This is a genomic window from Thalassotalea sp. Y01 (genome assembly GCF_012932945.1).
In the GTDB taxonomy this organism is placed as follows: domain Bacteria; phylum Pseudomonadota; class Gammaproteobacteria; order Enterobacterales; family Alteromonadaceae; genus Thalassotalea_A.
The window spans coordinates 236,856-248,379 of the sequence record NZ_JABBXG010000006.1 but is presented as its reverse complement, the minus strand read 5'-3'; the positions used below and the strand labels follow the sequence as shown (position 1 = coordinate 248,379).

The 11,524-nt window shown below is 41.1% G+C and carries 8 protein-coding genes; 6 read left to right on the top strand and 2 right to left on the bottom strand.

Annotation, left to right across the window (positions count from 1 at the left end; translation table 11 throughout):
* Positions 1-459: 459 nt before the first annotated feature.
* On the bottom strand, positions 460-1,116 hold the full coding sequence (locus HII16_RS11095) for a LiaF domain-containing protein (protein ID WP_169130130.1): 657 nt from the start codon (positions 1,114-1,116) through the stop codon (positions 460-462).
* Between the two features lie 235 nt (positions 1,117-1,351).
* Between HII16_RS11095 and HII16_RS11090 the strand changes: the two genes are divergently transcribed.
* The 3 genes from HII16_RS11090 to HII16_RS11080 all read left to right on the top strand — a co-directional run bounded on the left by HII16_RS11090 (position 1,352) and on the right by HII16_RS11080 (position 4,784).
* Positions 1,352-1,963 carry a 3'-5' exonuclease gene (locus HII16_RS11090; protein ID WP_169130128.1) on the top strand — a complete coding sequence of 204 codons (612 nt, stop codon included), beginning with the start codon at positions 1,352-1,354 and terminating at the stop codon, positions 1,961-1,963.
* Between the two features lie 103 nt (positions 1,964-2,066).
* The gene (locus HII16_RS11085; protein WP_169130126.1) at positions 2,067-3,470 is read left to right on the top strand and encodes a peptide MFS transporter; all 1,404 of its coding nucleotides are present in this window, start codon (positions 2,067-2,069) and stop codon (positions 3,468-3,470) included.
* 345 nt (positions 3,471-3,815) lie between these two features.
* Positions 3,816-4,784, top strand: coding sequence for a polysaccharide deacetylase family protein (locus HII16_RS11080; protein ID WP_169130124.1), 969 nt, complete (start codon positions 3,816-3,818; stop codon positions 4,782-4,784).
* A gap of 194 nt (positions 4,785-4,978) precedes the next feature.
* Here HII16_RS11080 and HII16_RS11075 read toward each other — a convergent pair whose 3' ends face one another.
* A complete protein-coding gene (locus tag HII16_RS11075) occupies positions 4,979-5,635 on the bottom strand; it encodes an HAD-IIIA family hydrolase (protein ID WP_169130122.1) in 657 nt (218 codons plus the stop codon).
* Between the two features lie 329 nt (positions 5,636-5,964).
* Between HII16_RS11075 and HII16_RS11070 the strand changes: the two genes are divergently transcribed.
* The 3 genes from HII16_RS11070 to HII16_RS11060 are packed head-to-tail and all read left to right on the top strand — an operon-like array spanning position 5,965 to position 11,497.
* On the top strand, positions 5,965-9,648 hold the full coding sequence (locus tag HII16_RS11070; protein ID WP_169130120.1) for an ATP-binding protein: 3,684 nt from the start codon (positions 5,965-5,967) through the stop codon (positions 9,646-9,648).
* The gene (locus HII16_RS11065) at positions 9,645-10,280 is read left to right on the top strand and encodes a hypothetical protein (RefSeq protein ID WP_169130118.1); all 636 of its coding nucleotides are present in this window, start codon (positions 9,645-9,647) and stop codon (positions 10,278-10,280) included. Before HII16_RS11070 ends, HII16_RS11065 begins: the two co-directional genes overlap by 4 nt.
* Entirely contained in the window at positions 10,277-11,497 is a 1,221-nt protein-coding gene (locus tag HII16_RS11060; protein WP_169130116.1) for a phosphoenolpyruvate carboxylase, read from the top strand. The genes HII16_RS11065 and HII16_RS11060 overlap by 4 nt, the downstream gene beginning before the upstream one ends.
* The last annotated feature ends 27 nt before the right edge of the window (positions 11,498-11,524 follow it).

The window sequence follows — 11,524 nt, the reverse complement described above, 5'->3', positions numbered from 1 at the left end:
ACGTCGTTATCGAAAATATGCGTCCCTGCATTTTCGATATTCACCACATCCATGTCGCTTATCGCCAGGCTCCTATTTAGAAAAGCCCGCTCATTTGAGCGGGCTTTTTACTTTCTGGGTTTTGTGAAGTCTCGACCTACTACGTCGTTATCGAAAATATGCGTCCCTGCATTTTCGATATTCACCACATCCATGTCGCTTATCGTCAGGCTTCTAATTGAAAATGAAAAGGGCATCCGTAAGGTTGCCCTTTTTGTTTGCCTAAAATAAAGTACCAAGTGTGCCATTTATCTAGTGTATACGGATGCCGTTTCCATTTTAGAAAAAGCGTGCATACCTGATCCCGCGTTTACCCTTTGTCATTATATCTGCGAACCACTTCGAACCTGAAGGAGGTTCCGGACATCGCCGATGGCGATTCGGGAATGACGGAGAGCAGGATCTAAACTAACTGCAACATTAATAATTCTTACTATCACCAAATAATGCTTTTAGGTTATTAGCAAACGCTACCCATTTTTCTTTTGTTGTTGTTTTCTTCTCTACGGTTAAGTTACCCAGAACAACGTTTCCAGAAATGTTGATGGTTGGCGCTTGTTTTTGAGCTACCGATGCTGCTCGGTTATCAACATCTGCTAATACACTACTTATTCTTGATACGATGTTGATGCTTTCAGGAACATATACTGTAACACTCCCCAATATACAAAGCAGGTTGATGCTTATGTTTTGATGTTGAAAAACAGCTTCACTAAAATCGAGTGTGGTTGAGCCTAAGACGTCATAAACTTTAATTTCCTTAGGAACAAGCCACTTACCACCGCGTTCACTGTTACCGAGAATGCTGGTTAAGGTGTCGTCTTCATTACTAATTTCATGACTATAATTAGGCGTGAAAACCGTATCTTTTTCTTGAGCGTATTGCATGTCGATATTGAGTGATAAATCTTCAACCAAAGATTGTATTTTGTATGGATCGTCGGTGTTCATAACGTCATCAAGGCGACGTTCAAACGCTTCTGCTGAGATAACGCTATGACTGTAGTTATATATTAATTTGTCAATAGCTTCTTCTCGGACCTGTTGTATTGGCCTATCTTTCAGTTTAACTTCCACAATGACTTCCTCATTAGGGCTTGGTATTGAGTTAAGGTCTTATATTAAAGCAAAAAGTAAACCAATTGTTAAAATATATATTTATCAGTATCTTAAGGTTATTCCTTTGGGTTGCATATCGTCACTTTAACCAGTTTTTAGCGGTTTTGACTGTCTTTGTGCTTATTTAGGTCTTCTCATGCTGCTATGATTTCGTTATCCTGCAATTCCTGTCAGACATATTAAAGAAGTCCCTATGCCAAGTCCTTACGCCGATACTATAATAGTTCTCGATTTTGAAACCACGGGGTTATCGCCTGATCAAGGTGATCGTGCCATTGAAATTGGTGCGGTTAAAATTGATAACGGCGTTGTTACCGACACCTTTCAAGAATTGATGAACCCTGGTCGCAGAGTAAATAGCTTTATTGAACAGTATACGGGTATAAGTAATGTCATGTTGTCTACGGCAAGGCCATGTTCTGAGGTGATGCAACGATTCGCTGAGTTTATTGGTGATGATAATTTACTTGCGCATAATGCTTCATTTGATAAGAAGTTTCTCGATGCCGAATTCCAGCGTATTAATCATAATTACCAGGGCCAATTTGCCTGTACATTATTAACCTCGCGCCGCATATATCAGGATGCACCAAACCATAAATTGGGTACATTAGTTGATTATAAAGGGTTAGCGGAAGATGGTGGTTATCATCGAGCATTATTTGATGCGAAAATGACTGCGAAACTTTATTTAACAATGCTTGATGACATCCAACAGCGCTCAGGTATGCATCGTATAGAGTTTGGCTTCCTGCAAAAAATAGCAAACACCTCAAAACGTCAAGTCGAACGCTTGTTCAGTTAACAGTCAAACTCTCAGGAGTTTATCCTAGTAACTGCTATGCTTTTAACGTAGTGTTTATTTTGAATTATTAAAATAATAATAAACATGACGATAAGAGAATCATATGACTCAATCAACTGACACCTTACTAGGGCATCCTAAAGGGCTGTTTCTATTGTTTGGTACCGAAATGTGGGAGCGTTTTAGCTACTACGGTATGCGTGCCATTCTCGTACTTTATCTTATTGCTGCCGTTGAATCCGGTGGCTTTGGTTGGACTAATTCAGAGGCCTTAGCGCTATATGGTTGGTTTACCATGGCGGTATACCTTACCCCCGTGCTTGGCGGCTGGATTGCCGATAATGTCTTAGGGCAACGAAAAAGTATTATCTTGGGCGGTATTTTAATGGCCGCAGGCCATTTTACCTTAGGTACTCCTCAAGCTTGGTTAGGTGACGCATCTGAATCAGCATTCTATATAGGCCTTATATTACTTTGTTGCGGTAATGGTCTATTCAAACCGAACATATCTACTCTTGTTGGTGATCTTTATCAAGAAGGTGATAGCCGCCGTGATGGTGCCTTCACCATCTTTTATATGGGCATTAACATAGGTGCGGCAATTGCTCCTCTGGTTGTTGGTTATGTGGCTGAAGTTATAAACTGGCAGTTAGGTTTCATTGTCGCCGGTTTTGGTATGGTCATAAGTGTGATCATGCAGCTTGTGCTTGCGAATAAGTATTTGGGCGACATTGGCGTAAAACCATCTGCGCATGGTATATCAACTAAAGGTGCTGCAGCTGCTAAAGATACGCCGTTAACCGCAGAAGAACGCGACCGCGTAAAAGTCATTGTTATCATGAGCGTAATCTCTATTGTCTTCTGGGTTAGTTATGAGCAAGCAGGTGGCTTATTAAATATTTACGCTAAAGATTTTACTGATAGACATATTTTTGGCTGGGAAATGCCTGCGTCGTGGTTACAGTCGGTAAGCGCAATATTTGTTGTAATGTTTGCCCCGGTCTTTGCCGGTCTTTGGACCAAGCTCGGCGATAAACAGCCAAGTTCGCCACGCAAGTTTGCATTTAGTTTATTGTTAGTCGGAATTGGTTTCTTGTTTATGGTTGCTGCAACCATGCAACAAGGTGGTGATTTAAACGTTAAAGTCAGTGTTTTGTATCTTATCGTGACCTATATGTTTTTGGTTTTTGGTGAACTTTGTATTTCACCGATAGGTTTGTCCTTGGTGTCTAAGCTCGCTCCGATTAAATATCTATCTTTATTAATGGGGGTTTGGTTTGCCTGTTCTGCAATAGCGAATAAAGTCGCCGGTGTCGTAGGCGGTTTAATTGGCGAAGGACCGGAACAAATCAATAACGCCTTATCTATTTTTGCCGGCCTTGCTGTTAGTGGCTTTATTGCTGGTGGCTTGGTATTACTTATGGCTGATAAATTGGTCGAATGGATGCATGGTGCAGAAGCTCCAGCACAAGTTGAACATTCTGAATTGGATCAAGATCCAATCTAATCGATAACATGAATATGTTGCCCGGTAATTTTTATACCGGGCTTATTGATAACTTTTCAATCTGCTGTAGACGTCACAAAGTTACAATCACCTACCTTACTTGTTAACTCTATTAAGTAATTGATTAACGTGCGATATCACTAGTATTGCTTGAACAAAACTGTGGGGTAGGTCTATTATGATTGGCTCATGAAGATAACAAGTTAGTTGAATATCGCAATTCGAGTCACTAAGCCTAAATTAGTTAAAGAGTCTTTTGTAAATCTGAAGTTTAAACTTGTTTGAATTCTAAGCTGTGTTTTTACACCGCACAAACATGGAAACACTTTCTCTTGAGGAGTAATAATGAAGCAATATTTGATTTTAGTAAGCTTGTTATTTTTGGCTTTCAACAGCTACTCTAAACAGATAGCAATTACATTTGATGATGCACCATTAGGCGGTAGTATGCTTATGAGCGGAGAAGAAAAAACCGCTAAAATCATTAAAATTTTACACTCAAATAATGTAAAAGATGCGCTTTTCTTTGTAACAACAGGAAATATTGCTGATGAGTCTAGTGCTAATCGATTAAAAAGTTATACTAATTCAGGATTTCATCTTGCTCACCACAGTCACACACATTTATCAGCTAATAAAGAAGAGTTAACTAATTACTTATCCGATTTTGACCAAGCTACTAATGTTTTAAATAGTTATGATAGGGTTTTAAATTTTCACCGATTCCCATACTTACACTACGGTTCTACTTCTGAAAAACGAAAGGCTATCGCCAATCACTTACTAAAACATGATTATCGAATAGGCTATGTAACTATCGATAATTTTGATTGGTATATCAATGCAAAGCTAATAAACGCAGTAGAGCAAAATTTAATTATTGATCTAGATAGGCTAGGAAATTTGTATGTAGACACTTTGTGGCAAGGCATTGAGTTCTATGACAACTTGGCTCGTAAATACCTTGGACGCTCACCTAAACATGTTTTACTACTGCATGAGAACGAAACGGCAGCTCTGTTCTTAGGAAAGTTAATACAGCATATTAGGTCAAAAGGATGGGAAATTATTACACCACAAGAGGCGTACCAAGATCCAATATCTGAAAGTTATCAAGCAGCGACTTATTCCTTCAATAAACAAGGGCGTGTAGCCGCCATGTTAAATGAACTAGGGATTGCCAAAACAGAGCTTCGCCATAAAAGTGAAAACACAGATTACTTAGATAAACAATTTGAAGTGTACGGCGTATTTTCTGAAAAAGAGGATCATTCTGTTGTTTCAGCTAATTCAATCAGGTACATAATGAGATAAAATGGCCGAAAATCGTGCGTAGTTGACATTAACTATCTGGACGGGGATGCCTGAAAAGAGCGAGCAACAACTCTAAGTTGACGCAAATAAGAGGATGTTGTAACAACGCTGTTTCTTTAGCCATGTGCGCATGTCGTTGTCCTCTGTTTAATTGATTTGGTAATTTCAACTATTGGCATAAAATCGTTATACAATTATGACCGATTGATGATAAGCCTTTTCAGCTCATCCGTTGAATGTACCAGTATCGTTGGCTTGCTTGCATTCAAGGTCTCAATGTCACCGGCACCATGGCTTACAGCAATCGAGTCCATTCCTGCATTGTTTGCCATGTCTATATCGAATCGACTGTCGCCTATATATAAGGCTTGTTTGGCATTAATGTTGAGCTCCGCTAGGATTTGCTCAAGCATATCTGGGTGTGGTTTGGCTTTCGCATCATCGGCGGTTCTTGAGGTGTGAAAAAAGCGAGCTAACTGACTTTGCGCCAGTACATTGTCTAAACCTGGGCGCCCTTTACTGGTGGCAATGGCTAACTTCTTCCCCTGGCTATGCAAATTTTGGATCAGCTGTTCCGTTCCTGGGTATAACGGACAGGCTTTACTGTTCAATTCAATGAATCGTTGCCGGTAGTGATCTTGCAAGCGCTTTAGACTGGTCAACGATGCGCCGGGAAATAAGATATCTGCTGCCTCTTTCATCCCCGCACCAATGATGCTTTTGCATTGCGATACTGATGGCACCGTCAAGTCAGCCAAGGTTGCCGCATATTGCATAGAGTTGACAATTTTATCGATGGAGTTCATCAAGGTTCCATCCCAGTCAAAGATGTACAATTGATAATGGTGCATGAATTTGAACTGCCCGAGATTGCAAATAATTTGCATCATAACAAACTATATCTTGCTGATCAGGCTAAATAAGAAAGTGGCACTTATCTAAGTAAGTGCCACTAAATAACAGATCGGAAGTAAACTATTAAAGTTTATGGCGCTCATCTTATAAAGCCTACTATTTAGGGTCTGTTAATAAATGTTAAATCGCTGAATAACTGTACAATGACCGGCTTTTTTTTGACTTGTTTGCGGTTACTTTAAATGAAGTTGAAGTTAAAGGTTTACAGGGCTTGCAGGCACTTTTAAGATAGGCTTAATAATAGTAAAAAGGCGCTAAACAGATTATGTCAGGTTTACAACGGATCATCCTGATCGATACCCATCTTCCTGGGTTGGTAGAATTAAAACTTAATGGCCACACCAATATCTGTGGTACCAATGCTTCAGGGAAAACCACCTTGCAAAGATTGGTGCCGGTATTTTTTGGTGAGTCGCCAAATAAAGTTGTGCCAGCAACTCGTGACAATTTTCAGAAATGGTATCTGCCACGCGAGTCGAGTTATATCATTTTTGAATACCAGCGAATTGATCAGCAAACCTGCATGGCGATTCTGACATCATCGAATACCGGTGTGCAGTATCGTTTTGTTGAAAAGCCGTTTGCGGTCGATGATTTTATAGCTGATGATATGGCTGGCAAACGCTCTATTGGTGTCATAGAGGTTATTAAAGCCGCTAAACGTGAAGGTATCGCGGTAACCAAGGCGCTCAATACCAAAGAATTTAAGTCGGTTATCCAAAACGATAGGGCGATGATGAACACCAGCAGTAATAAACGTGACTTGGTTAATGCCGCGCGTTTATTTAGCCTGTGTGAGCATAACGCCAAATTGCGTCATATTGAAAAGCTGATCAAAGCGGTGCATTCCAAAGAAGGCAAAATGGAAACCATCAAGGCGATGATTGCCGCTATTTTGGAAGAAGATGGTGTACAGACCCCTAGTAATAAAATCTCCAAAGCTCAAGTTGAAGACTGGCGTAAAGAGTGCTCATTGATCCGTCAATTTGATGAGCTTATGCCTCAGTACAATAAATTGAAAAAGGTCAATACCAGCCTGGAGCAGAGTGAACAACGCTTAGCGCAATTGCATCATCAATTAAGTCACGACTATTCGTTGTTGGCCGAGTCGGTGGTCAAGGCACAAAATGATCAACAGGTATACAAAACCAAACTATCTGAACTAAACAGTCATTTTGAGGCATCACGAGATCAATACAACCGCGATATATCGTTGGCAAAAGCGGATGTCTCCAGTGCTGAGCAACATCTCGACAAAATTGAAGACGAGTTTAATGCGTGGCAAGACCGTGACATAGAGCAGCACAAACTTAACATTGATAAAATTCCATCGTGGCAAGCGCAATTGCAATCGGCTATCGAGCAGCATGCCTTGCTTACTGAAGAGCATCAAGATGTTGAAGCGGCCTATCATAAGCGCCAGGCTGAACTAGAGAAAAAGCAAAGCAAAGCCTTAACTCAGTTAACAGAACAAAAAGATCTTGTCACAAGTGAACTGCAGCAGCAGCAAAAACAAGAAACCAATGCGTTGCATCAGCTAAAGACTCAGCAAGATGAAAAATATCAACAATTGGTTGCCGACTTTGATGTGCAAATTCAACAAGCCAATATGTTATTGCAAAAACTGCATACGCAAATTGAGTTAAGTGGTCCAACACAAAAAGAGCAGCAAGCACTGGCAATACTTGAAGCCCAGCTCGATGATGCTCAATTAGAAGAAGATGCCTTGCGCGATCAGTTAACGCAGCAACAAGAGCATACCCAGCAAATCAAGTACCAGCAAATCGCTGTAAATGAAAAACTGTTAAAAGCATCCTCTAAGGTCAAACAAGCTCAGGCCAAGGTCGATGAAATCGACGCATGGTTAACGCCGGGCGACAACACCTTACTGCATTTTTTACGCAGTGAGTGTGATGGTTGGCAAGAACAGTTTGGTAAACTGATTGCACCACAGTTATTAGCACGCAATGACTTATCGCCAAGACTCAGCGATGAGCATGACAGTCAAACGTCTATGTTTGGCGTATTACTTGATACCGGTGTTATCGCTGAAAGCGACATATTACAATCGCAAGCAGAACTTGAGCAGCAATTACAAGCGGCGCAGAGCGAATTTAACGCCGCGGTCGAAGACAAACAACAACTGAGTCAACAACTCGAACAGATTAATGCCGATGTCCGCAAAGTAGAGCAAGAGTGCACAGCGCTGTTATCAAAGAGCCAGTTTAAGCAACAAGCAAGGATGCGAGTTCAAGAAGAAAAGGCACAACTTAAAGCGGAACACAAACAAGCTTTAATCGAGCGCAAACAAAAACGTCAAAAAGAGTTAACTGCAGAACAAGGTAAAGTCGACAAACTTAATCTCAATAAAGCCGATGCTATTGATGAGCATAAAGAGGCTTGCCATGAAGAAAAAATGGAACATGAGCTTCATTGGCAACAAATCATTAATGATATCGAGCAAAAGCTAGATAGTGTTAAAGCGCAAATTGAAGAAGCCAAACAGCAACATAAACATGGCCTTAAAGCAGCGAAAAAGTGGTATCAAGATGAGTTGTCGAAACGCGAAGTCGATGTGAACCAAATTGCTCAACTTAAGCAGCAAATCGCTGAGTTGTCAGAACACATCGATATGACCAACAAACAAAGAGATAGTGTAGCTGAATATCAACGTTGGTATGATTTGGTGTTTAGTAAGCAAAAAGCGCAGTATTTACAGCAATTGTCATTGGCCAAAGACAGTAAAGCGAAAAATGAACGTGAATTAGGCAATGCACAAAGTAACTACAAGCAGCAAAAACAGCAATACACAGAACAACTGCAACAGCTTGATAAAGCGTTAACCGAACAAAACGATTTGGTCGGCCAAATTAACAGCATTAAACAGCAATATGCGGTGTTGAGCTTGCCGAGTGTGGCAGCGGTAAACGAAACCGGCTCAGTATCATCTCGGGTGAGCGAAGTAGGCGAGCTTTTTAGTCAATATCGCCAAGGCCTCAAGCAAGTTGATGAGTACGTTTACTTCTTTGACAACGCCATAGGCCAAAAATCCGGCATCAGTCTAACTGAAACATGGGAGCGTGCCCGCAGCGAATGCCAAATCGAAAATGCGCAAGGCATCATGGTTTTAGATTGTCGTAAAATGGTGAGCGAGCTGGACATGTTGCTAACGGTATTGGTACCTCAGCATTTGGAAGGGGTACGCAATAACGGTCTTAATTTCGGTAACGATTTAACGCAGTATTACAACATCCTTGCGGATATCGATAAGCGAATAGCTTCCCAGTCACGACGTATTTCCAAAGAAGTTGACCAAGAGTTATTCCTCGATGGTGTCAGTGATTCCAGCGTTAAAATTCGCTCTAGGATCAGTGAATTTGATTTCTGGCCAACCTTACAAAAATTCAACAAGCTGCATCAGCAATGGCTAACAGATGAAGAAGCCGTCTTGCCTAATGAAGATTATATGTTGACCATTCAAGAGGTTCTCGACGTATTAGGGCGAGCGACTATGAGCGGTGGTGTCGGGCAATTGCTTGATATTGAATTGCACTTAAAAGAGGGTAATTCAAACTTAATCATCCGTACCGATAGGCAGCTAAATGAATCATCAAGCCACGGTATGGCGTATCTGATTTTATGTAAGTTCTTACTAGCGTTTACACGTCTATTACGCGGTAACTCACAGGCCGTTATACATTGGCCAATTGATGAGATTGGCACACTTGCCAATAAAAACGTTAAGAAAATTTTTGATGCCTGTGCAGCCAATAATATTCATGTGTTAGGTGCATTCCCTAACCCAGAGTCGGATGTACTGCATTTCTTTGCAAACCGTTATTTAATTGATAAAAATGCCGATAAGCAAAAGTTGCGTATGGTACAACCAAAAATGAATCCAATAGCTGAAAAGCTTAAACAGCGCCGCGCGCAGGAGGCTATCGCATGATCAGTTTACAAGGTCAGGTAATGGAAACTCTGTTGAGTGGTGGCTTTATTTGTAAAACCAGTGATGAACTGGCGTTTCAATATTTACAAAATAGTGAACATTACGCCGCTCTTGAGCTGCAATTGAACACCATGAACCGTTGTTTGGCAACGGCCAATGATGGTGACGTTATTTTTTGTGCCTATCAGGCGATTGGCGAGACTGAGCGCAAACATGTAAATCAGCAATTCAAAGAAGTTGCCGCATCGTTGCTGCCGTTGGTCGAATGGTTGGTGTTGGTGCAAGAAGCTCGCGGTGATAACTCACCTTTATCAGAAGGTAAAGTTATTCGTTTAAATGAACTGCAAACGGTGATTGAAGACACCCCTGCATTTGCCGAACAGCTCAGTAAAATAGCACGCTATAGCTTATTTAATTCATCGAGTAGTGCAATTGATGCACAATTAAAGCAAATTTTTAAACGACTGTGTGAGTTGGGGTATTTATTGCGCCCAAATCCAGACAATCAAATCTATTTAGCGACCGGTAAAGTGGACTATTTATTTGATATTATTCGTTTTATAGATGAAACCGAAAACCTCGGACTGGAGCAGCAGGCCGAAATCGCTATTCAGCAGGGAGACTTGCTGTGAGCTCACAGTTAAACAACAGTGGTGTTAAGTTCTTAAAGGCACTTGCCAAGCATTCCGAGATTATCATGCAGGCATATTTGTCTGGCCGGGTAAGCGAAATGGACTTTGATATCAATGTTCTCGAAAAGCTGATGGAGCTCGGCGTGTTATGGCGCCCAGAGCCTGGCGAAGATTTGCGCTTGAGAAGTTCGGTAAGAGCACTATTAGAAAATAGCCTTAAAGATGAGCGCAATCGACAACTGGACGCCAATATTGGTTCAAAACTGGCGACTATAAAAACCGTCACCTCACATTACAAAGAAGCATTGCACCATCATGCCGATGCGGAAGCCGAAGTCTATTTAGAAGATCTTGCTGAGCAAGTGTATACCCTTGTCGACAGTTTAAAATCCAGTGTGCGCAGTTTATGGCGACGTATTCATAATGAGTTTGGTTACGTTGGCTCTATCAACGCAAAAATTCGTGAAAATGAATTGGCGCAAGGGCAGCTAACACAAATGCGCCAACAGCTGGAAATGTTTCAGTTTGATGAGTTGGCGGCATTAGCAGGTTCAAACAGAGAATTACGTCGACTGTTGGTCGTACAACTGCAAAAACGTCATACAGAGATAAGCCAAGAGTTGAGCATAGCGCAAGCTAAATTGATCGAATTGCTAGGCAAGTTTAGAGAGTATTTACACCGTTCTCAGCTTCTTAAAGGGTTTGTGTTGCACCACCAACAAAAACCTGATTACCAGATCAAAGACTACAGCGCACAGCATCAATTACCTAGCTTATTTAATCAGGCCAAAGCGGTGATTAAAGCGGCCAGTGTCGATGTAAACAATATTGAGCATGAACAAGTATTTGCTGAATTGGTCAATCATCTTAGACAAGTTCGTCATAATCGTGATGAAAATCAACAATTGCGTAAAGCACAAAACTTTGCGGTGGATGATATCGAAAACATCGACATCGCCAGCGATGGCTTAAAAGAAGCCATAGAGCACTATTTTGTACATGTCATTGATTCGGCACAGCGCATGTCAGCGCTTGAATATCATCAATGGCAAAAGCTCGATTTTGACCAAGAAGTTTGGGTCTATGGGGTTATTAATGGTTACACAGGATTAAGCGCAGAAGAACAAGAGTTCTTTGAAATTGGTGTCGAAGGTCATCCACACCCGAAGTTTACCGGTAATTTTGTTATTGAAGATGTAGAGCTAGGCTTACGTTAACCATGCAAACTGTTCGGTTAATGTAAG

Coding starts and splice junctions, on each gene's coding strand:
- HII16_RS11090 (WP_169130128.1), top strand. CDS start 1,352: ATGCCAAGTCCTTACGCCGATACTATAATAGTTCTCGATTTTGAAACC.
- HII16_RS11070 (WP_169130120.1), top strand. CDS start 5,965: ATGTCAGGTTTACAACGGATCATCCTGATCGATACCCATCTTCCTGGG.
- HII16_RS11080 (WP_169130124.1), top strand. CDS start 3,816: ATGAAGCAATATTTGATTTTAGTAAGCTTGTTATTTTTGGCTTTCAAC.
- HII16_RS11085 (WP_169130126.1), top strand. CDS start 2,067: ATGACTCAATCAACTGACACCTTACTAGGGCATCCTAAAGGGCTGTTT.
- HII16_RS11065 (WP_169130118.1), top strand. CDS start 9,645: ATGATCAGTTTACAAGGTCAGGTAATGGAAACTCTGTTGAGTGGTGGC.
- HII16_RS11075 (WP_169130122.1), bottom strand. CDS start 5,635: ATGCACCATTATCAATTGTACATCTTTGACTGGGATGGAACCTTGATG.